Source organism: Novosphingobium sp. PC22D, assembly GCF_002556635.1.
Taxonomy (GTDB): domain Bacteria; phylum Pseudomonadota; class Alphaproteobacteria; order Sphingomonadales; family Sphingomonadaceae; genus Novosphingobium.
This window is the reverse complement of the sequence record NZ_MWMO01000001.1, coordinates 758413-779489: the sequence shown is the minus strand read 5'-3', so window position 1 is coordinate 779489 and position 21077 is coordinate 758413. Positions and strand designations below refer to the sequence as shown.

21 protein-coding genes are annotated in these 21077 nt (G+C 67.5%); 12 read left to right on the top strand and 9 right to left on the bottom strand.

Translation table 11 applies throughout. From position 1 onward, the window contains the following. The first annotated feature begins 23 nt into the window (after nt 1–23). Nucleotides 24–818 (top strand): SDR family oxidoreductase, encoded by a 795-nt coding sequence (locus B2G71_RS03640; RefSeq protein WP_098104354.1) that lies wholly within the window; start codon nt 24–26, stop codon nt 816–818. A 75-nt stretch (nt 819–893) separates the two neighbouring features. On the opposite strand, the gene B2G71_RS03635 is transcribed toward B2G71_RS03640, so the two are convergent. The 5 genes from B2G71_RS03635 to B2G71_RS03615 all read right to left on the bottom strand — a co-directional run bounded on the left by B2G71_RS03635 (nt 894) and on the right by B2G71_RS03615 (nt 8694). Next, nucleotides 894–1643, bottom strand: coding sequence for an SDR family oxidoreductase (locus B2G71_RS03635; protein WP_098104353.1), 750 nt, complete (start codon nt 1641–1643; stop codon nt 894–896). A gap of 104 nt (nt 1644–1747) precedes the next feature. Further along, nucleotides 1748–2734: an L-histidine N(alpha)-methyltransferase gene (egtD, locus tag B2G71_RS03630; RefSeq protein WP_098104352.1), complete on the bottom strand. Its 987-nt coding sequence runs from the start codon at nt 2732–2734 to the stop codon at nt 1748–1750. Nucleotides 2735–2736: 2 nt separating this feature from the next. Beyond that, nucleotides 2737–3969 carry an ergothioneine biosynthesis protein EgtB gene (gene egtB, locus B2G71_RS03625; RefSeq protein WP_240529987.1) on the bottom strand — a complete coding sequence of 411 codons (1233 nt, stop codon included), beginning with the start codon at nt 3967–3969 and terminating at the stop codon, nt 2737–2739. A 119-nt stretch (nt 3970–4088) separates the two neighbouring features. Next, complete coding sequence (locus B2G71_RS03620) at nt 4089–5462, bottom strand: 3-deoxy-7-phosphoheptulonate synthase class II (protein ID WP_098104445.1); 1374 nt, start codon at nt 5460–5462, stop codon at nt 4089–4091. 211 nt (nt 5463–5673) lie between these two features. Then, on the bottom strand, nt 5674–8694 hold the full coding sequence (locus B2G71_RS03615) for an insulinase family protein (protein ID WP_098104350.1): 3021 nt from the start codon (nt 8692–8694) through the stop codon (nt 5674–5676). Nucleotides 8695–8804: 110 nt separating this feature from the next. Here B2G71_RS03615 and B2G71_RS03610 point away from each other — a divergent pair, with 110 nt between their 5' ends. The 6 genes from B2G71_RS03610 to B2G71_RS03585 all read left to right on the top strand — a co-directional run bounded on the left by B2G71_RS03610 (nt 8805) and on the right by B2G71_RS03585 (nt 12402). Beyond that, nucleotides 8805–9380, top strand: coding sequence for a NifU family protein (locus B2G71_RS03610; protein WP_098104349.1), 576 nt, complete (start codon nt 8805–8807; stop codon nt 9378–9380). A 22-nt stretch (nt 9381–9402) separates the two neighbouring features. Continuing rightward, nucleotides 9403–10023, top strand: coding sequence for a tRNA (adenosine(37)-N6)-threonylcarbamoyltransferase complex dimerization subunit type 1 TsaB (gene tsaB / locus B2G71_RS03605; protein ID WP_098104348.1), 621 nt, complete (start codon nt 9403–9405; stop codon nt 10021–10023). A 41-nt stretch (nt 10024–10064) separates the two neighbouring features. Continuing rightward, nucleotides 10065–10487, top strand: coding sequence for a GNAT family N-acetyltransferase (locus B2G71_RS03600; RefSeq protein WP_098104444.1), 423 nt, complete (start codon nt 10065–10067; stop codon nt 10485–10487). Between the two features lie 171 nt (nt 10488–10658). After that, the gene (locus tag B2G71_RS03595; protein WP_098104347.1) at nt 10659–11111 is read left to right on the top strand and encodes a MucR family transcriptional regulator; all 453 of its coding nucleotides are present in this window, start codon (nt 10659–10661) and stop codon (nt 11109–11111) included. Between the two features lie 86 nt (nt 11112–11197). Further along, nucleotides 11198–11635, top strand: coding sequence for a Fur family transcriptional regulator (locus B2G71_RS03590; RefSeq protein WP_098104443.1), 438 nt, complete (start codon nt 11198–11200; stop codon nt 11633–11635). Continuing rightward, nucleotides 11632–12402 (top strand): lysophospholipid acyltransferase family protein, encoded by a 771-nt coding sequence (locus B2G71_RS03585; RefSeq protein WP_098104346.1) that lies wholly within the window; start codon nt 11632–11634, stop codon nt 12400–12402. Before B2G71_RS03590 ends, B2G71_RS03585 begins: the two co-directional genes overlap by 4 nt. Here the strand turns inward: B2G71_RS03585 and B2G71_RS03580 are convergent. Beyond that, complete coding sequence (locus B2G71_RS03580) at nt 12399–13058, bottom strand: hypothetical protein (protein WP_098104442.1); 660 nt, start codon at nt 13056–13058, stop codon at nt 12399–12401. The genes B2G71_RS03585 and B2G71_RS03580 overlap by 4 nt on opposite strands. A 68-nt stretch (nt 13059–13126) precedes the next feature. Between B2G71_RS03580 and ispH the strand changes: the two genes are divergently transcribed. The 4 genes from ispH (at nt 13127) to B2G71_RS24325 (ending at nt 17387) form a co-directional block, all read left to right on the top strand. Then, nucleotides 13127–14086, top strand: a complete 960-nt coding sequence (gene ispH / locus B2G71_RS03575) for a 4-hydroxy-3-methylbut-2-enyl diphosphate reductase (protein WP_098104345.1) — start codon at nt 13127–13129, stop codon at nt 14084–14086. 10 nt (nt 14087–14096) lie between these two features. Then, on the top strand, nt 14097–15077 hold the full coding sequence (gene thrB / locus B2G71_RS03570; protein WP_098104344.1) for a homoserine kinase: 981 nt from the start codon (nt 14097–14099) through the stop codon (nt 15075–15077). Nucleotides 15078–15099: 22 nt separating this feature from the next. Continuing rightward, on the top strand, nt 15100–15537 hold the full coding sequence (gene rnhA / locus B2G71_RS03565) for a ribonuclease HI (protein WP_098104343.1): 438 nt from the start codon (nt 15100–15102) through the stop codon (nt 15535–15537). A 224-nt stretch (nt 15538–15761) separates the two neighbouring features. Next, nucleotides 15762–17387, top strand: a complete 1626-nt coding sequence (locus B2G71_RS24325) for a hypothetical protein (RefSeq protein ID WP_206049268.1) — start codon at nt 15762–15764, stop codon at nt 17385–17387. Nucleotides 17388–17878: 491 nt separating this feature from the next. On the opposite strand, the gene B2G71_RS03545 is transcribed toward B2G71_RS24325, so the two are convergent. From B2G71_RS03545 to B2G71_RS03535, 3 genes are all read right to left on the bottom strand, one after another. Then, nucleotides 17879–18058, bottom strand: coding sequence for a DUF1508 domain-containing protein (locus tag B2G71_RS03545; RefSeq protein WP_098104339.1), 180 nt, complete (start codon nt 18056–18058; stop codon nt 17879–17881). A 102-nt stretch (nt 18059–18160) separates the two neighbouring features. Continuing rightward, on the bottom strand, nt 18161–19246 hold the full coding sequence (locus B2G71_RS03540) for an FAD-dependent oxidoreductase (RefSeq protein WP_098104338.1): 1086 nt from the start codon (nt 19244–19246) through the stop codon (nt 18161–18163). Nucleotides 19247–19250: 4 nt separating this feature from the next. After that, the gene (locus B2G71_RS03535; RefSeq protein WP_098104337.1) at nt 19251–20225 is read right to left on the bottom strand and encodes an alpha/beta hydrolase; all 975 of its coding nucleotides are present in this window, start codon (nt 20223–20225) and stop codon (nt 19251–19253) included. Between the two features lie 90 nt (nt 20226–20315). On the opposite strand from B2G71_RS03535, the gene B2G71_RS03530 reads away from it, so the two are divergent. Beyond that, on the top strand, nt 20316–21026 hold the full coding sequence (locus B2G71_RS03530) for a prepilin peptidase (protein WP_098104336.1): 711 nt from the start codon (nt 20316–20318) through the stop codon (nt 21024–21026). Nucleotides 21027–21077 lie beyond the last annotated feature (51 nt).

Here is a 21077-nt window from a genome sequence, read left to right as displayed (position 1 = left end):
CGCGAAATGGCCGGAGGATGCCCATGAAGATCGACAACACCATCGCAGCCGTCGTGACCGGCGGCGCCTCGGGCCTCGGCCGCGCCAGCGCAAAGGCGCTCGCCGACGCGGGCGTCAAGGTCGCCATCTTCGATATCAGCGAGGAGGCCGGAGAGGCCTTCGCCAAGGAAATCGGCGGCGTCTTCTGCAACGTCAACATCCTCGACGAGGAAAGCTGCGAGGCCGGCTTCGCCAAGGCGCGCGAGGCGCATGGACAGGAACGCATCGTCGTTCACTGCGCGGTGGTCGCGGGCGGCGGCAAGACCGTCTCGTTCGATAAGAAGACCGGCGCCTACAAGCGCACCGCGACCGAGCAGATCGCGCGTTCGGCCGAAGGCATCTTCACCGCCAGCTATCGCATCGCCTCGATCGCCGCGCTCGGCATGGCGAATGCCGATCCGCTCAACGAGGACGGCGAGCGCGGTTGCATCATCTTCACTTCCTCGGCCGCCTCGCAGGACGGCCAGATCGGGCAGGTCGCCTACGGCGGCGGCAAGGGCGCGGTGAACGCCATGGTCCTGCCGATGGCGCGCGACCTCATGGACCTCGGCATCCGCGTCAACGCGATCCTGCCGGGCACTTTCGCGACACCGCCGATGCTCAAGGTCAAGGAAATGAACGAGGCCGTGTTCGAGGGTCTGGGCAAGGCCGTGCCCTTCCCCAAGCGCCTCGGCAATCCCGAGGAATTCGCCTCGCTGGTCATGGAGCTGTCGCGCAACACCTATTTCAACGGCCAGTGCATCCGCCTAGACGGTGCGATCCGGATGCCGCCGAAATAGTTTTTCAAAACCCGATGGAACCGCTGGAGGGCCGTACCGCGAGGTGCGGCCCTTTTCGCGTCCGATCACGCCGCCTCAGGTGACGGTGAAGCCACCGTCGACGCAAAGCGCCTGGTTGGTCACCAGCCGCGCGGCAGGACTGGCGAAATAGAGCACGGCGCCGGCAATGTCGCGCGGCGTGCAATAGCCGAGCGGCGGCTTGCGGTTTCCCGGCCCCTCGGGCGGCGGTCCATTCGCGCCGATCGCGCCCGGCGTGCCGACCCCGCCCGGCAGCACGGTGTTGACCGTGATGCCGTGCGCGGCCAGCTCGAAGGCGGCGGCCGTGGTCATCGCCGCGAGCCCACCCTTGCTCGCCATATAGGCGGTGAGCCCGCCGACGAACTGTCCGGCAAGGCTCGAGGAGGCGCAGTTGACGATGCGCCCGCCCTGGCCGCCCTCGACCATGGCCCGTCCAATCTCGCGCATCGTGAGGAACGGCCCGCGCGCGTTGACCGCGGCGATCCGATCCCAGTGCGCGACGGTGCCTTCGAGCAACATCTCGCGGTCCTGCAACCCGGCGTTGTTGACCAGCAGCCAGGGTACGCCATGGCGCGCGACCGCCTGCGCGCAGGCCGAGACGACCGACGCCTCGTCGGCGAGGTCCATGGCGACGAAGTCGTGAGCGGCCCCCGCCTCGATCCGCGCGCGCGCGCCGCCCTCGTCGCGGTCGGCGATGACGACTTTCGCGCCCGCCTCGCTCAACACCTCGCAGATGCCCGCGCCGATACCGCTCGCACCGCCGGTCACCAGCGCGACGCGGCCCGCGAGATCGAACGCATCGCTCATGGCCGTGCCCGCGCGATGCTGCCGTCCGTGTCCATGTCCGCCTCGCTCCCCGCCAAGTCCTCTCGTTCGGGACATCGCGGCCGAGGCGCGCGGCGGTCAAGCGATCAGGGCGTGATCGCCGTCTCTATCGCCCGGGCGAGGACGACCATGAAGCGATTGTCGCGATCGCTGTAGAAATGGGTCGGCTCCCAGCCGCCGGCGAGGAGCAGCGTGCGGGCGCCCGCCTCATCGTACTTGTGGCTGTTCTCTGTATGGATCGTCTCGCCCGCGAGCAGGGTGAAATAGCGCGCGCAGACATGGAAACTGATGTCGCGCGTGGCTTCAAGGTGCATTTCGATCCGCGCCCGATCCTCGTTCCACACCGCGCGATGAACGAGCGCGTCGAGCGGAATCGTCCCGTCGAGTTCGTCGTTGATCCGCCGCGCGAGGTTGAGGTTGAACCGAGCGGTGACCCCGGCGGCGTCGTCGTAGGCGGCCAGCAGCGTTCCGGGCGCCTTGATCCGGTCCATGCCGATCAGCAGCAGGCTGCCGTCGCCGAGCGTCGCGCGCATTTCGCGCAGGAGATCGACCGCGGCGCGCGGTTCGAGGTTGCCGATGGTCGATCCCGGAAAGAAGCCGAGGCGCTCGTGGCCGAGCAGTTCGGACGGGATCGGCGTCGCGCGGGTAAAATCCGCCTCGATCGGAAAGATCGGCAGATCGGGATAGCTCTCTGCCAGCGCGGCGCAGGATTGCCGCAGGAACTCGCCCGCGATGTCGATCGGAACATAGGCGCTGGGGGCGATGCGATCGAGCAGTAGCGGCGTCTTGGTGGCGCTTCCCGCGCCGAACTCGACGACGATCCGATCCGGCCCGATCGCCTCGCCCAGTTCACCGCCGTGCTGTTCGAGCGTCGCCACTTCGGCGCGCGTGGGATAGTACTCGGGAAGCTGCGTGATCTCCTCGAAAATCTCGCTGCCGCGCGTGTCGTAGAACCAGCGCGCCGGGATCGCCTTGCGCTCCTGCCCGAGCCCGGCGAGCACGTCGTCGCGGAAGCGGCATTCGAGGCTGTTCGCGCGAAATTCGAAATCGCGGCGGCTTGCGGCCGTGGCCATGATCAAAGATCCCTTGCGAGCCGCAGGCCGGTGAACTGCCAGCGCTGTTGCGGATAGAAGAAGTTGCGATACGACGCGCGCGAGTGGCCGCGCGGCGTGGCGCAGCTCGCGCCCTTGAGCACCGACTGGCCGCTCATGAACTTGCCGTTGTATTCGCCGACCGCGCCGTCGGCCGCGCGAAAGCGCGGGTACGGCAGGTACGCTGAGCGGGTCCATTGCCAGCAATCGCCGAACAGTCCGGCAGAGCCGCGCGGATGCGCGAAGCTGTCCGCCTCTTCGGGATCGTCGAGCTGGCACCCCTCGTCGGCATCTTCGCCCTGCGCCATCACCTCCCACTCGTGCTCGGTGGGCAGGCGATACCCGGCCCAGGTCGCGTAGGCATCGGCCTCGTAGTACGAGATGTGGGTCACGGGCGCGTCATCGTCGCGGCTGCGCCAGCCGCCCAGCGTGAATTCCTCGTCATCGCGCCAGTATAGCGGCGCTTCGCGAGAGTCCTGCTTGACCCAGCTCCATCCGTCCGAAAGCCACAACGATGCAGCCCGATATCCGCCGTCCTCGACGAAGTCGGCCCATTCGCGATTGGTCACGAGTCGGTCGGCGAGCGCGAAGGGTTCGAACAGCACGCGGTGGCGCGGGCCTTCGTTGTCGAAAGCGAAGCCGTTGCCGCCGTGGCCGACCTGCGCGATCCCGCCCGGATGCTCGCGCCAGCCGATCCCGTCGGCGGAAGGGGCCGCGCCGCCCCCGGCCTCGCGATAGGCCGGGCCCAGCGGATTGCGCGAGAAGGCGTGCTTGATGTCCGTGAGCAGCAGCTCCTGGTGCTGCTGTTCGTGATTGAGGCCCAGTTCGATCAGGCCGACGAGTTCGGGTCTGCCGAACAGCGGTTCCATCGCCGCGTCGACGCGGGCGCGATAGTCGCGCACTTCGTCCAGCGAGGGCCGCGAGAGCATGCCGCGCTCGGGCCGCGCATGGCGCGGTCCCTCGGCCTCGTAATAGGAATTGAACAGAAACGGCCAGTCATCACTAAACAATTGATAATCGTCGCGATGATCACGCAACAAAAATGTCTCGAAAAACCAGGTCGTATGCGCGAGGTGCCACTTGGCGGGCGAAGCATCGGTCATTGACTGGATTGTCGCATCGGCATCGGAAAGGGGCGCAACAAGCGCCTCGCTTAGCCTTCGGACTTCGTGGAACTGCTCCCGCAAGCCCGCCCCCACCACCGGTTCGATACGCATTGTCGCCAAGTTCATGCGCAGGGTAACGCATGGCCCGCGGCAATGCTCCCCCCGAAATGCGACTTATGCCCGAATATGCCCCGAGAGGCATATTCGGGAGATCGGCGCAGGCAACCGCGTCAGGCCGCCTGCTTGTGCCGCTGAGTCGCTTCCAGGTTGAGCATGTCGGCAATCAGGAACGCCAGCTCGATCGACTGCGCCGCGTTGAGACGCGGGTCGCAGTGCGTATGATAGCGGTCCGCGAGCGCCTCGTCGGTAATGGCGATGGCGCCGCCGGTGCATTCGGTCACGTCCTGGCCGGTCATCTCGAGATGGATGCCGCCCGCGTGCGTGCCTTCCGCCCGGTGCACCGCGAAGAAGCCCTCGATCTCGGCGCGGATACGGTCGAACGGACGCGTCTTGAGGCCGCTTTCGGTCTTGATGACGTTGCCATGCATCGGATCGCACGACCAGACCACCGGGTGCCCCTCGCGCTTCACCGCGCGAACCAGCTTGGGCAAGCCCTCCTCGACCTTCTCATGGCCGAAGCGGCTGATCAGCGTCATCCGCCCCGCCTCGCGGCGCGGATTGAGCGTATCGAGCAGGCGCAGCAGCGCATCGGGCTCGAGGCTCGGACCGCACTTCATCCCGATCGGGTTCTCGACTCCGCGCAGGAACTCGACGTGCGCCGATCCGTCGAAGCGGGTGCGGTCGCCGATCCACAGCATGTGCGCCGAGCAGTCGTACCAGTCGCCGGTGAGCGAATCGCGGCGGGTGAGCGCCTGCTCGTAGGGCAGCAGCAGCGCCTCGTGGCTGGTGTAGAAATCGGTGCCCTCGAGCTGGGGCACGGTCTCGGGATCGATCCCGCAGGCGGCCATGAAGTCGAGCGCCTCGCTGATCCGGTCGGCCAGCACGGAGAACTTCTCGCCCCAGGGGCTCTTGCCGATGTGGTCGAGCGTCCACTGGTGCACCTGGCGCAGGTTGGCATAGCCGCCGCCCGCGAAGGCGCGCAGCAGGTTGAGCGTCGCCGAAGACTGGGTGTAGGCGCGCACCATCCGCTCGGGATCGTTGCGCCGCGTCTCGGGCTCGAACTCGATACCGTTGATGATGTCGCCGAAGTAGCTCGGCAGTTCCATGCCCTGCGCGCTCTCGGTCGGCGCCGAGCGCGGCTTGGCGAACTGGCCGGCCATGCGCCCGACCTTCACCACCGGCTGCTTGCTGGCGAAAGTGAGGACCACGGCCATCTGCAGCAGCACGCGGAAGGTATCGCGAATGTTGTCCGCGCTGAATTCGGCGAAGCTCTCGGCGCAGTCGCCGCCCTGGAGCAGAAAGCCGCGCCCCTCGGCGACGTCGCCCAGCGTCTTCTTGAGATCGCGCGCCTCGCCGGCAAACACCAGCGGCGGGAACTTCGCGAGCGTGACCTCAACCTCGCTCAGCTTCGCCGCATCGCCATAGGAGGGCAGGTGCCGCGCTTCATGCGTCTTCCAGCTCTCCGGTGTCCAGTTCGTCGCCACGTTCATTCACTCCAAAGCGCGCGCCTCTTTGATCCGCCGGCGCGCAAAGCAAGGCGCGCCCCTTACCGCCCCGGAGCAAGAATTGCAAAGCCGCTGGGGTGATGAGTGTAATCGGGCGCGGCTCCCCGGCGAGCCGAGGCCTATTCCCTTCGCCATCCGGGGCCGGGTCCGGGCCGGGATGACCTGGACCTATCTTCCTCCGCCGCAAGGCTCAGCGCAGCGAAACCTTCGACGCCTTCTGGCTGTCCGACGCCGCCGCCTCGCGCGTCTCTTCCGGCAGGACTTCCAGCCGCCAGGAGTTGTCCTTGCCGAGATAGCGCGCCGCGAGAGCCTGCATCTTCTCGGGCGTGGTCTCGGTGTAGTCGATCAGCACCGAGCGCACCGAGGCGATGCGCGCCGGATCGTAGGTGGCGCCCTCGATCTGGCCCATGAAGAAGGCGGAGCTCGAGGCGGCGCGCGTCACCTGCTGGCGCAGCGGTTCGGTCACGAGCGCGAGTTCGTCGGCGGTCGGAGGGTTGGTGATGAGGTCCTGCGCGATCTCGTCGGCGGTCTGGAAGAAGACTTTCACGCTCTTGGGATCGACCTGGGCCATCGCGGTGATCGCGCCGCCCGCCTGCAGGTCCACCGGCCAGGTCGAATAGACATAGGGCGCGTAGCTCACGCCCAGCTTCTCGCGCACCGCATCAAGCAGCCGGTTGGTGAAGAGTTGGGTCAGGATCTCGAGCTGGCGCGATTCGGTGATACCCATCGACCCGCCGCCGGTCGGCCACGAGATGATGGCCGCCGCCTGGTCCGGATCGCCGCGATGGCGCAGCACGACAGGCGAATCCGAGGGCTTGGGCTGGCTGATCTCGGCAAGCTGCGTCGGCGTCACGCCAGGCTGGCGCGGCGCGAGCGCGCCGAAGGTCTTCTGCAGCGCCGCGACCGTCGAGGGCAAGTCGAAGTCGCCGAAGATCTGCACTTCCACAGGGCCGCTCGAAAGCGCCTTTTCCCACACCCGCTTGAAGCCTTCGGGCGTGGTCTTCTCGATCTCGGCCGGAGTCGGCGTCTCGAAGCGCGGGTCCCTGCCGCGCTGGTAGTATTGCAGGTCGCGATTGAGCACGCCCTGCGGCGACGTGGAATAGGCCTCGTACTGGATCTTGGCCGCCGCCTTGGCCCGCAGGAACGGGTTCTCGTCCCAGCGCGGCAAGGCGAGCTTGGCGGCGAAGAGGTAGAGCTGGTCGGCCAGATCGGCCGGGCGCGTCTCCGCAGAGAACTGGAACGCGGCATCCTCGACGTCGAACTTGAAGCCCATCTTCCGGCCGGTCGAAATCCGGTCGAGATCTTCCTGGCCGAGCGTGGCGACGCCCGAGCTGACCAGCGCCATCTCGCCGAGCGTGACGTAAGGCGCATCCTTGGGATCGATCGAGCGATAGCCGCCGCCGAAGCGGACCTTCACGGTCACGCGGCCCGGTTCTTCCTGGACCGGCCAGAGCAGCGCCTTGACGCCGTTGGCAAACTCGATCTGCTGGATGTCGAGCAGGCCGGTGGGCGTCGCGGCGAGAACTTGCCCCGGCGCGCCGACCGCGGGAAGATTATCGAACGAGACCGGCTCGGACGAAGCGAGGCGCACCGAATCGTCGGGCGCGACGGGTTCGATCAACGCCGTGCGCAACGCCGCGTCGCTGGCGACGCCTTGCTGCGGCGTGACGAAGACCGCGCGCGTCACCGTGCCTTCGAACAGGCCGCGGGTATGCTGAAGGATCGCCTCGGGCGTGAACAGCGGAATCGACTCGCGGAAAATGCGCAGCACCGCGTCGGGAGCGGCGACCGTCTCGCGAATGTCGAGCGCATTGACGAGATCGTCGGCGAGCTTCGAGCCGGGCAGCAGTCGCCGCTGCTCGACCGGAACCTGGAAGGCGACATCGAGTTCGGCCACCTCGCGGTCGATCTCGGCCTGCGTCGGCGGGTTGGCGAGCGCGTCGGCGATCACCGCGCGGACATGTTCGAGCGCGGATTGCCAGTCGTCGGTCAGCGGCGTGACCTGCACGAAGGTGGCGTCGGCCGAGCGCGCGACGTCGTCCTGGTTGACTTGCGCGGTAAGGAAGCTGCCGCCCATCCGCGCCTTCGATTCGAGCCGGCGGTTGATGATCGCCTGCGCGAGCGCGTCCGTCATGAGCCCCTGGTTGTAGACGATCGTATCGTCCACCTGCCGCCAGGGCCGCAGGATCGCGTAAGTGACCGAAGCGGGAAGATCGGGCTCGACCAGAACCTTGGTCTCGCCGACGGGGGTCTGGGCAAAGGCGTTGGCCGCACCATCGTCCGTCGTTGCGGCGGCGACTTCATCGGGCGCGACGGGATCGCCGAAGCTCGGGGCGGGGACCGGCTCGCCCGGCGGCGACCACTCGCCGAACCACTTCGCGACTTCGGCTTCGAGGAATGCGGGCTCGGCGTCGCCGGCGACGATGATCACCACGTTCTGCGGGCGATACCAGCGGTTGTAGAAGGCGCGGACAGACTCCGGCGTCGCCGCGTCTAGCGTCTCGATCGTCCCGATCGGCGAACGCACCGCGAGCGGCTGTCCCGCGTAGAACGTCGATTGCATCGCATCCTGCACGCGCTTGGCCGCGCCGCCGCGCTCGCGCATTTCGGAAAGCACGATGGGCAAGTCGGACTTGAGGTTGGCCGCGCTCAGCTTGGGCGCGGTGATCATGCCCGAAACGAGCTTCATCACCTCGTCGACCGACTGCGGCGTCGCATCGGGAAGGTCGAGCTTGAACACCGTCTGCGTCGTCGTCGTCTCGGCGTTGGTGTCGCTGCCGAAGGACGCACCGAGCCGCTGGAAGGTGGCGATCGCGGCACCTTCGGGGATGTACTTCGACTGGCGGAACACGAGGTGCTCGAGGAAGTGCGCGTAGCCCCGCTCGGCGTCCTTTTCGTAGAGCGATCCGGCATCCACGCGGATGCGGATCGAGACCTGCCCGGGGGGCACGCCGTTCTTGCGAACCGCATAGCGCAATCCGTTGTCCAGCTCGCCGAACTGCCATTCGCGGTCGGGCGGAACGTCGCTGTTGCGGTAGAGCCAGGGTACCTCGGCGCTGTCATCCGGGCCGGTAGCGACCGGGACGGCGGAAGGTACGGGACTGGACTCGACAACGGGATCGATACCCCGGTCCGAATCCTGCGCATGCGCAGGAACCGAGAGGGCGAGGATCGTGGCAAGCGCTACGGCGACGCGCGGATACTTCGACATCGGGCGTCTATAAGGTGCCCACGCCTTAAGGACCAGTGAATAGCTTTGTTATCAGCCGTGCAAGACGTTCTGGCCCTTGACCCCAAGGGGTTCGCGCCTAAATCGCGCCTATGTTCATAGAAACCGAAACGACGCCCAATCCCGCGACGTTCAAATTCCTGCCCGGTCGCGAAGTCATGGCATCGGGCACTCGCGAATTCGCGTCTCCCGAGAGCGCCGAGGCATCGCCGCTGGCCGATACCCTTTTCAGTCTGGGCGACGTGACCGGCGTCTTCTTCGGACGCGACTTCGTTTCGGTTACCGCCGGGCCCGGCGCCGACTGGGCCGCGCTGAAGCCGCAAGTCGTGGCCGTGCTGCTCGACCATTTCGTCAGTGACGCGCCGCTGTTCGCGGGCGCCGACGCCGCCGCGATCGCCGTCCCGGCGGAAGAAGAGCTGGCCGGGGACGATCCGGCCGACGCCGACGTCGTCGCGCAGATCAAGGACCTGATCGAAACGCGCGTGCGCCCCGCGGTCGCCAACGACGGCGGCGACATCATCTATCGCGGCTACCGCGAAGGCGTGGTCTATCTCGCGATGCAGGGCGCCTGTTCGGGCTGCCCGTCCTCGACGGCGACGCTGAAACAAGGGATCGAGGGCCTGCTGAAGCACTACGTCCCCGAAGTCACCGAAGTCCGCGCGGCCTGACGGCGCTGCTGTCGAGGGGCTGATGCGGACACTGGTGATCGACAGCGCGAGCGAGGCCTGTTCGGTTGCCTTGTTCGAAGACCGCACACTGATCGCCGGAGAGTGTCTCGTTCTGGGACGCGGCCATGCCGAACGGCTGGTGCCGATGATCGCCGCCCTGCCCGATCGCGGCAGGGCCGGGCGCATCGCGGTATCGCTCGGCCCCGGAAGCTTCACCGGCCTGCGGGTCGGGCTTGCCGCGGCGCAGGCACTCGCGCTTGCCTGGCAGGCCGAGGTTCTGGGCTTTCCGACGCTGGCGCTCGTCGCCGCCGCAGCCCGCCAGGATGCCGGCGCGCAACCGATCGGTGTCGCCATGACCGGCGGCCACGGCGAGTGGTTCGTCGCCGGGTTCGGCGCCGATGGCGCGCCGTCGCGGCCGCTCGCCTCGATGCGACCGGACGCCGCCGCCGCCGACACGACCGAAGCGCTCGTCGCGGGCTCACAGGCCGAGGCGCTGGTCGCCGCGCGCGGCTCGGGCCGAGCCTTGCCGCTCCTGCCCGACGCGCGCCGCTTCGCATTGCTCGACGAGGCGTTCCTGACAGCCACGCTTGCCCCCATCTACGGCCGCGCGCCCGATGCGCGCCTGCCTGCCGCGGCGCAATGATCGTCCCGTTTCATCCGGTCCCCGAAGACGTCGACCGAATCATGCTGGTCATGACCGAAGCCTTCGATCCGCAGTTCGGAGAAGCCTGGAATCGCCGACAAGTCGAAGATGCCTTGCGGATAGGCAATTGCCACTATCTGTTGAGCGAAGTCGAGGGCGACTGTTCCGGTTTCGCGCTATCGCGGCATGCATTCGACGAGGAGGAACTTCTCCTCTTCGCAGTTCGCCCTAAGTATAGGCTAAGGGGAATCGGTCGAGATCTTCTTGGATCGTTCATAGAATCCGCGTCGCGACGTAAAGTTAACCGTGTTTTTCTGGAGATGCGCAAAGGAAACCCTGCTTCGCGGCTATACGAGTCGAGCGGCTTCACGATAGTCGGCCAGCGCCGAGATTATTATCGAATGTTCACCGGCGAGCGGATAGACGCGGTTACCTATGCGCGTGAAATCAGAGGCGATTTCTAAGTACTCTATCTTCATGAATTTGGGCATAACCCGGGCAGTTCTTCCCGATTAGCTATTAGACGCTTGAAATCAGTGCGTGATGGCGTAAAGGATGCACCCCATGCATCGCCCCCCCCCGCGATTCATAAAGACGGTCGCATCAAAAACGATACACCAAGATAAGGTCGAAAAATGGAAAACATCGCCCCCGACATGAGTGAAACCCTGATCACACTGACTTCGGACATTGTCGCAGCCCATGTCAGCAACAACAGCGTTACGGTCGAGGATCTCCCCTCGCTCATCACGAACGTGTACGGCGCGCTCTCCGGTCTCGGCAGTCCCGAAGCCGTCGAACAGCCCAAGCCGGAGCCTGCGGTTTCGATCCGCGCCTCGGTGAAGCCGGATTACATCGTGTGTCTTGAGGACGGCAAGAAGCTCAAGATGCTCAAGCGCCACCTGATGACGCATTACAACATGACGCCCGAAGAGTATCGCCAGCGCTGGAACCTTCCCGCCGACTATCCCATGGTCGCTCCCAACTACGCCGAAAAGCGTCGTGAGCTGGCCAAGAAGATCGGCCTTGGCCGCAAGCCCAACGCGCGCCGCGGCCGCAAGCCCAAGTCGGCCTCGTCGGCGGCCTGAGCCGCCGCGAAACGAGCCAAGAGCTTGTAGAAAATGCCGTGTCTGCCTAATTGGCGGGCGCGGCAATTTCTTCTATGAGTACCGACGTGCATCAGTCCATTGATATAGAGGCGCTCTGCGCCGAGCGCGGTCTTCGGATCACCGAACAACGCCGCGTGATCGCGCGGGTTCTGTCCGAAAGCGACGATCACCCCGACGTCGAGAAACTGCATGAGCGCGCGGCGGCGATCGATCCGGGCATCTCGATCGCGACGGTCTATCGCACGGTCCGCCTCTTCGAGGAGGCGGGTATCCTCGACCGTCACGACTTCGGTGACGGTCGCGCGCGCTACGAAGCCGCGCCCGAAGCGCACCACGATCACATGATCGACGTGGAAACCGGCAATGTCATCGAGTTCGTCGATCCCGAACTGGAAGCGCTCCAGCGGCAGATCGCGGAAAGGCTCGGATTCCGGCTTGTCGACCATCGCATGGAACTGTTCGGCGTTCGCCTCGAGAAGAAGGGCGAAGCGGGCAGCGAGTGAACGCGAATCGCAGCGCGCGGGGAATTTCGCCGGAGCGCTGGCCGATCGTCGCGTTTCGTATCGCGCTATTCCTCATCTGGCTGTCGCTGGCGCTGGCGGCCTATTTCGCCTTGCGGCCTTTCACGCGCCCCAACCCCGTCCCCTCGCGCTTTCTCGGCGGAACGGCGCGGATTGCCGGGGCGCGGGTGAAGACGACCGGCACGCTGCCTGCGGGACCGGCGTTCTTCATCGCCAATCACGTAAGCTGGATCGACATCCTCGCGATCGCCGGCGCGACCGGATCGGCCTTCGTCGCGCACGACGGACTGGCCGCGTTCGGTCCGCTGCGCTGGCTTTGCCGGATGAACGACACCGTGTTCGTCTCCCGCCATGACCGCCGCGGCGTTTCGGGCCAGATCGACGACGTGCGGGCAGCGCTCGCCGACACGGGTGCGCTCACGCTGTTTCCCGAAGGGACGACGGGTCCGGGCGAGCCGCTGCTCCCGTTCAAGTCGTCGCTGGTCTCGGCGCTCACTCCGCTGCCCGAAGGCGTGAGCGTCGTGCCGCTGTGGATCGACTATGGCACGGAACGGGCCGACATCGCCTGGGTCGGCGAGGAGCCGGGTCTCGCGAACGTCCTGCGGATTCTGGCGCGCCGTCGGCGTCTCGACGTCACCTTGCATGTGCTCCCGCCGATCGCGCCCGAGGCGCTGGCGACGCGCAAGTCGATCACGATCGCCGCGCGGCAAGCCATAGAGGCCGCGCAATCCGCCTCGGAGCGACCCTAGCGCGTGGCGTTGTACGTGAGCTGCGCGTCGTCGAGCTGGAAGCCGACCAGAACTTCGAAAGACGCCCGCGCCACGGCGGCCTTCACTTCCGGGTCGGCCAGCGGATCGATGGCGGCGTCGAAATCGCCCGCCCTGCGACGGCGGGTAATGCGGTCGCGCACGTCATCGGGCAGCGTCGCCGCGTTCCGGTCGATATAGGCTCCGCCCTCGCCGCGCGCCTGCGCGCGAACCGCGCCGTCGGCGAAGTCGAGCGTGATCGAGCCGACGCGCTTGCTGACCACCGACGTGCCGCCCTGAAGCACCGTCACGAAGTAGGGCAGCGTCACCTGGCGGGCGCCGCTCGGATCGGTGCGCCGCGCCAGAACGTCGAAACTGACGTTGGCGAAGACCTTGTCCGAATCCTCGGAACAGGTCGAACGCACATTGGTCATCGCGGCGACGACGTCGATGTTGCCGGCGGTCTTTTCGGCCCCACGGAACAACGTGACGTCGCCGGTATAGTCCGGGATGCCGACCGCCGGGCAACGCGACCGCACGGCGGTGATGCCCACGCCCTGATCGACGACGATGTCGCCCTTGGAGCGGCAGCCGCCGAGCGTGGCCAGCCCGGCAGCGGCGCAAAGGGCGGTTGCGGCAAGGCGGCGGCGTGCATTCATCATGAGATCCTCGGCAATTCCTCGGCCCGCCCTAGCGAGGCGGGCGGCAAAGCGCTAGATGCCTCGACATGAATGCGCCCTTTCCCGCCCGTTCGCGCCCGCTGCGGCTGCTGATCGCCGCGCCGCGCGGCTTCTGCGCCGGCGTCGACCGCGCCATCGAAATCGTCGAGCGCGCGCTCGAGCGCTACGGCGCGCCCGTCTACGTGCGGCACGAGATCGTCCACAACCGCTATGTGGTGGAGGGTCTGCGCGCCAAGGGCGCCGTCTTCGTCGAGGAGCTGAACGAGGTTCCCGACGGAGTGCCCGTGATCTTCTCGGCGCACGGCGTGCCCAAGTCGGTGCCCGCGGAGGCGACCGGGCGCGGGCTCGACTGGCTCGATGCGACTTGTCCGCTGGTGAGCAAGGTCCACCGCCAGGCCGAGCGCCAGATCGAGGCGGGGCGGCATATCCTGTTCATCGGACACAAGGGCCATCCCGAGGTTATCGGCACCTTCGGCCAGGTCCCCGAGGGCACGATGACGCTGGTCGAGACGGTCGACGACGTCGCCCGGCTGGACTTTCCGGCCGACGCTCTTCTCGCCTATCTCTCGCAGACCACGCTTTCGGTCGACGACACCGCCGCGATCATCGAGGCGATCCGCGCGCGCTTTCCCAATGTCACCGCGCCGAAGGCCGAGGACATCTGCTATGCGACGTCCAACCGGCAGGCGGCGATCAAGGAGATCGCGCCGCAGTGCCAGCTCGTCCTCGTGATCGGCGCGCCGAACAGTTCGAACTCGCTGCGGCTGGTCGAAGTTGCCGAACGCTCGGGGGCGACGGCGAAGATGATCCAGCGCGCCACGGATATCGATTCCGCCTGGCTCGACGGCGTGGAAACGCTCGGCATCACCGCCGGCGCCTCGGCGCCCGAGGCGCTGGTCGAGGAAGTCCTGGCGCGGCTGCGCGAGGTGCGCGAGGTGCGGGCGGAGGAAGTGGTGACCGCCCGCGAACGAATCACCTTCAAGCTGCCCCGCCAGCTCGTCGACTGACCGACCGCGAATGGCCGTCTATACCAAGCTTGGCGCCGAGGCTCTCGCGGCGATCATCGGCGCCTTCGACGTGGGCGCCCTGCTGTCCGCGAAGGGCATCGCCGAGGGTGTTTCGAACAGCAACTGGCTGGTCGAGACCGCCGGCGAGAACGGCGCGACGCGGCGGTTCATCCTCACGATCTACGAAGACCGCACCGACGTTTCCGACCTGCCGTTCTTCCTCGGCCTGCTCGACCATCTCGCCGCGCGCGAGTGCCCGGTGCCGCGCACGATCCACGACCGGCAGGACCGCAAGTTCCGCGAGCACGAAGGCAAGATGCTCGCCCTGATCGAGTTTCTCCCCGGCGTTTCGGTTAGCGCGCCCACGCCCGCTCAGGCGCGCGCGGTCGGCGCGGCGCTGGCGCGGGTTCACCGTGCGGTCGCCGATTTCCCGATGGAGCGCGAGAACTCGATGGGCCTCGCCACCTGGCGCAAGCTGCTGTCGGCCTGCGGGCGCGAGGGGCTCGAAACGATCCATCCCGAACTCGCGGGGCTGGTCGAGCGCGAGCTCGCCGTGCTCGAGCGGCACTGGCCCGCGGAACTGCCGCGCTCCGTGATCCATGCCGACTTGTTCCCCGACAACGTGCTCATGCTCGGCAATGAAGTTTCCGGGCTGATCGACTTCTACTTCGCCTGCACCGATCTCACCGCGTTCGATGTCGCGGTCACGCACGCGGCATGGTGCTTCACCGACGAGGGCAGCCGCTTCGAGCCGGAGATCTCGCGCGCGCTGCTCGAGGGCTACGAAGCTGTGCGGCCGCTCTCGGACGCCGAGCGTGCGGCGCTGCCGCTGCTCGGGCGCGCGGCGGCAATGCGCTTTCTCGCCACCCGCGCCTACGACTGGATGAACACGCCCGCCGACGCACTGGTCACGCCCAAGGACCCGATGACCTTCGCGCGCAGGCTTGAGTTCTATGCCGAGCCCGGCCATGCGGACGTCTTCAGGGTCTGAGCGGCCGCTGCGGGGCGAAGCATTGAAGAAAGTAGACATTTTCACTGACGGCGCATGCAAGGGCAATCCCGGCCCCGGCGGCTGGGGCGTGCTGTTGCGGATGGGCCAGCACGAGAAGGAACTCTCGGGCTCGGAACCCGATACCACCAACAACCGCATGGAAATGACCGCGGTGGTCAAGGCGCTGCGCGCGCTGATCGAGCCGTGCGAGGTGACCATCCACACCGACAGCAAGTATGTGATCGACGGCATGACCAAGTGGATTCACGGCTGGCAGAAGAAGGGCTGGGTCAACGCCAGCAAGCAGCCGGTGCGCAACGCGGACCTGTGGCACGACCTGATCGAGGCGGTGAAGCGCCATGAGGTCCACTGGCAATGGGTCCGCGGCCACGACGGCCACGTCGAAAACGAACGCGTCGACAAACTGGCGAGCGACGCGGCCGACGCGGCGAGATCCTGACACCCCCGCGACACTGACACCCCCAGGGCGCTGATCCGCGCTTCCTGCCCGGGATTCCGGGCGGGACGGCGAAGCCGTGCCCTCGCGCACCGATCCGCTGCCTGCCGCGGCATGGCCCGGGATAGGGGGATATTAAGGATATAAACCTAGATGCCCGTGAACCTATTCTCAACTTTGCCGAAGGGCCGCGAGCGCGGCGCCGGAGCAGTCGAACGCGGAGCGCCATGCCAGTCGCGCAGATCCAGACCGTCGGCGAGCGGCATCAGACCGCGTGGCGCTGGCGTCCCGAAAAGTCGCTGCTGACGGGCGACGCATCGCTCGTGGCGACCTGGACCGCGCTGGTCCTGCTGATCTACCTGCGCCCGGTTTCGGACTCCGACATCTTCTGGCAGCTCAGACTGGGTGAATTGATCGTGTCGCGCGGCGGACTCGTCGATCGTGAGCCCTTCTCCCAGCTTCACCTCGGCGAGCCGCTCTCGCACGTGGCCTGGGGGGGCCAGGTGATCATGGCAAGCGTACGCGGCCTGTTCGGATGGAGCGGCCTCAAGCTGTTCGACGCGCTGTGCTGGACGGGCGGCTTCGCGGCCGTCGGCCTTGCCTGTCGGCGGCTCGGGGCACCTGCGCCGTCAATCGCCTTCGCCTGGCTTGCGGGCATGGTCGCGGCGCTGCCGATGGCGATGCTGCGGCCGCAGAGCCTGGCCGCGCTGTGCTTCGGCCTGCTGCTCGCGCTGCGAATGCTGCCGCTGCGCACCGGGCCGAAAATCACGCTCGGGTGCCTGCTCCTCGCCATCTGGCAGAACCTGCATCCCTCGGTGGCGGTCGCCGCCATCGCGATGGGGGCGGCTGCGGCGACGGGGTGGCTCGTCTTCTGGCGCGACCGGACGCGGGCGGCTCCGTTGGCGGAAACCGCATTCGCGCTGTTCGCCGCCGCCAGTGTCCTGCTTACGCCGGACGGCCTCGCGATCTTCGCGACCTCGGCGAAAAACGCCGAGCTGGCGGTGATGGTCGGCGTGAGCGAGTGGCTGCCCGCGATCGCTCCGTTGAACCGCCTGGTCGCGGTGCCCGTTCTGCTGATCACGGCGCTCGCCGCGCGGCTGCTGTGGCCACGGCGACGGGCGCTCGATCTCACCTCGCTCGCGATCGCCGCCGCGCTTCTGCTGATGACGGTCGCCGCTTATCGCTTCGTGCTCTTCTACGCGATCGCGCTGGTCCCGCCGCTGGCGGCGACGCGGCTTTTCGCCGAACAGCCCGCCGCCGGGCCCGAGGCCGCCACGCAACCGCGCGACAAGCGCGCCGTCGCTCTGGCGGGTATCGCATGCGCCATCGTCGCGGCCCTCGCCGTCGCCCTCTTTCCGCCCTCCTTCTCGAACCACATCCCCTTCAAGGCGATGGAGAAGCTGCGCGAGACGGGCGCCAGCGGCACGATCTTCGCCGATTCCGCGCAGGGCGGCGCGCTGATCGACACCGGCTATCCCGAATGGCGCGTCGCCATGGACGGCCGCTTCTACCGCTACTCGCGCGCGGAGTGGAAGGACATGATGGCGATCCGCGCCGGCCGGCTTGGCCTCGCCTATGTCGAGCAGCGCTATCGTCCTTCGGCGCTGGTGCTGTGGCGCGCCCGTCAGGCGCCGCTTATCGCGGAGATCAGCCGCAAGCCCGGCCACTGGCGGCAGATCTGGTCAGACGCGGGCTTCGTGGTCTTCGCGCGCGAACAGGATCGCGAGCAGCAGGGCGACCACCGGAAACACGATCGCGTAGCCCAGGATGCCGACGTTGCGCAGGTCCATGTCGCCGCGCGCGACGCCGGCAAGGCCCGCAAGCGACAGCAGCCCGCTCGCGATCATCCCTGACCGGATCGCGCGTGGCGGTCCCCCGCCCTCGAAGGTGAACGCGGCAAACAGCATGGCGAGCGCGAAGAACAGATCCCAGGCCAGCACGTCGAGCACGTAGACCAACGATGGCCAGCGAAACGAGAGCAGCACCGACGACCACGGCGCCTCGGCGATCTGCGGCGAACGGCCGAGCACGAGGATCGCCATGTGCACGGCGCTGGTCAGCGCCGCGACGATGCCAATGAAGACCAGCGCGCAAAGGCTGAGAACCCGCCTCGCCTCGCGCGCCCTCACGTGCACCGCCGCCATCAGCACGACCATGGTCGGCGCCAGCGCCAGGATCAGCAGTTCGAGCAGCGTGAACCACGGATCGCCGATCGGCTGACCGGGCTCATCGAGCGAGAGGAGACCCGCCGCGAGCACCACGGCATAGCTCGCACTCAGGATGAACGCGGCGACCGCCGATATCGTCCCGATTCGCCGCGCCATGTCAGGGCCGCGTCAACGGGTCAGTCCGTGGTGTCGACGACCTGCGCTTCGGGACCGTTCTTGCGGATCGATTCGATCGCGTTCTTGGCGTTGGCCTTGGTGGTGTAGCCCTCGGTCCAGAACATCGTCTCGGCGTTGTAGCAGAAATAGGCGACGTACTCGCCCTTCTTGTTCTGACGAATCTCGAAACGATGGGCCATCGCTGTTCCCCTTGAGCGTGGTTAAGGATCGCCTGCCTTGCTAACGCCCGGCCCGGCGCAAGGGAACCGGCAATGTGCGAAAGTGCACTTGCGCGGCGCGCATCAGGCGAAGCGCGCCGGATCGTACGGCGCGGGATCGACCGCCCCTGCGGGCTCGCCCAGCAGCAGGCGCGCGGCAAGATCGGCTCCGGCCGGCGCCGTCTGGATGCCGAATCCGCCCTGCCCCGCGCACCAGAAGAAGCGCGGCTCGGCCGGATCGAAGCCGTAGACCGGCAGCCGGTCGGGCGCGAAGCTGCGCAAGCCCGCCCAGCGATGCTCGACACGCCGCACCGACCAGTCGACCACTTGCTCGAGCCGGTCGATCGCGAGGGCCACGTCCATTTCCTCGGGCGCGGCGTCGCAGGGGGGGCTCGGCGTCTCGTCGTGCGGGCTGAGCCAGAGGCGGCCGCGCTCGGGCTTGAAGTAGAACTTCTCGGACACGTCGAGCACCAGCGGCAGATCCGCGGGCGCCGCCGGCGCGACCTCGAGCTGCGCGACCGTGCGGCGAAAGGGCGTGATCCCGACCGGCCGCACCCCGGCGATCCCGGCGACCGGATCGGCCCACGCGCCCGCGGCATTGACCAGCACCTCGCACGACAGTGCCGATCCGTCGGCGAGATCGAGCCGCCAGCCACCGCCTTCGCGCCGGGCCGCGCGCAGGCCCGCGCGGCAGCGCACATGCGCGCCCGCCTTGCGCGCCGCGACGAGGTAGTGCTGGTGGAGCGCGGCGACATCGATGTCGCAGCAACTCGGTTCGAAAGCACCAAGCGTCCATTCGCCGCGCAGTCCGGGGATATGATCGGCGAGCCGCGCATGGTCGAGCAATTCGACCACGACGCCGAGATCGGCGAACTTGCGCGCGAAGTCCGCCACCTCGCGTTCCTGTCCGCTGCGCCCGATGGTCAGCGCCGCGCGCGCGCTCAGCATGCCGAGGTCGCGCAGCGCCGGGCCCGAAGCGCTGGTCAGCGGCTGGACGCCCGGACCGCCATAGCTCTCGGTCCAGAACGCGGCGGAGCGGCCGGTGGCGTGGTAGCCCGGAGCCTCCTCGCTCTCGATCAGCACCACGCGCGCGCGGCCCTCCAGCGCGGCGGCAAGCGACGCGCCCGCCATGCCGGCGCCGACAATCGCGATATCGCAGGCCTGGGTCATGGAGTCAGTCGATCACCGGCGCAAAGCGTTCGAGAAATTCGTCGATCCGCCCCAGAGCGGCATCGCGCACCGGATCGGCCTCGCGCAGGATCTCGTGACGCGCCTCGCCGCCGTAATTGACGAGTTCGGCGCGCGGGATGCGCCGCGCCGCGCGCGCGATCGCGGGATAGGAGACCAGCCGGTCCTCGGTGGTTGCCAGGATCAGCACCGGCGTGTCGATCTCTTCGAGCACGCCCGGCTTCTCCAACTCGCGGATCGAAGCGAGCGCGGCCACGATCCAGCCCCAGCTTGCCGGACCCATCGCGAGTTCGGGTCGATGTTCGCGCCACCACAGTTCGTCAGCATAGCGATCCTCGTCCCACGTCAGCAACCCGTCGCGCTCGGCGGGAAGCGCACCGGGCTTCTCGCTCGACTTCCAGGCCGGACGGCGGGGATCGCCGAAGCGCGCGATGATGCGCGCCGCCAGATGCAGCAACCAGGCGGGAATACCCGAGGGCTGGACGCCGAGCATCGGCGCCGAAAGCACCAGCGCGGCCGGATCGATCCGCTTCTCGGCGAGCGCGCGCAAGGCGAGATGGCCGCCCATCGAATGCGCGACCAGCACGTGCGGCCCCGGCGTGCCCGCCTTCCACTTCGCCCAGAACGCTTCGAGATCCGCGACCCACTGCGCGAAATCATCGATATGACCGGTGGTATCGTCGGTGCCGGCGCGGCCCGAGCCCGCTTGCCAGCGCCAGTCGATCGAGGTGACCCGCCAGCCCTGGCAATTCCACTGGTCGAGCGCCTCCAGGTACTTCTCGTAGCAATCGCCACGCCCGGGCAGGAACAGCAGCGAGCCCCGGCAGGCGCCCGAGGGCATGAGCCAGTCGATCCGGCGGATCGCATGACCGTCCGCCGCCTGCCAGCGCCCTTCGAGCGCGCCTTCCGGAATCGCCCGGCGATCGAACGCGCGCGGAACCGGGCTTAGGGCTTGATCCATTTGGCTAATCGCGGGCTCAAGGGCTTGGTTACTGTTTGGTAAGGCATAATCGCTAGATCGTCCCGGGTTCAAAGGGACTTTATTCGGACCATGCTCGGCGGCCTGATCTCGTACGCACTGCTTGCGGCCTTGGCAATGGCACTGGTCTTCGCGGCGTTCACCGACATCAAGCGGCGCGAGATCGACAACTGGCTCAATCTCGCCATCGCACTGGGCGCGCCGCTGTACTGGCTTGCGAGCGGCCTCGGCTGGGTCGAGATCGCCTTCCAGCTCGGCCTGGCCCTGGCGACCTTCGTGGTCGCCTGCGTGCTGTTCGCGACCCGCCAGATGGGCGGCGGCGACGTCAAGCTGATCACCGCGCTGGCGCTATGGTTCGTGCCGTCCAACTTTCTCCAGCTCGTGGTGCTGATGGCGATGATCGGCGGCGGTGCCTCGATCGCGATGGCGTTGTTCAACATGAAGCGGCGCCCGGGCGAGGCGATGCGCGATCTGACCGCGCTGGTCGCCGCGATCGCCTGGGTCGGCTTCGCGCTGGCCGTCACCTTCGGCCTCGCGACCGGCCGTCCGCTGCTCGGCGAAACCGCGACGCGATCCATCGCCGCCTGGCTTCCCGCGGGCTGGGGCCTCCTACTGGTGGCGCTCGCGCTGTCCGCGATCCTCGGGCTCGGCCTCACGCACATCATGCGGCGCCAGAAGTCGCGGTTGCCGATTCCCTACGGCGTCGCGATCGCGGCCGCGGGCCTCCTCGTCCTTACCGATCAGCATCTTGCCGCGGGAATATTGAGCACAACCGCAGGATGAACCCGATTTTAACCAATTTGTCCGATCTTCACCAAGATAACTCAGGGTTTT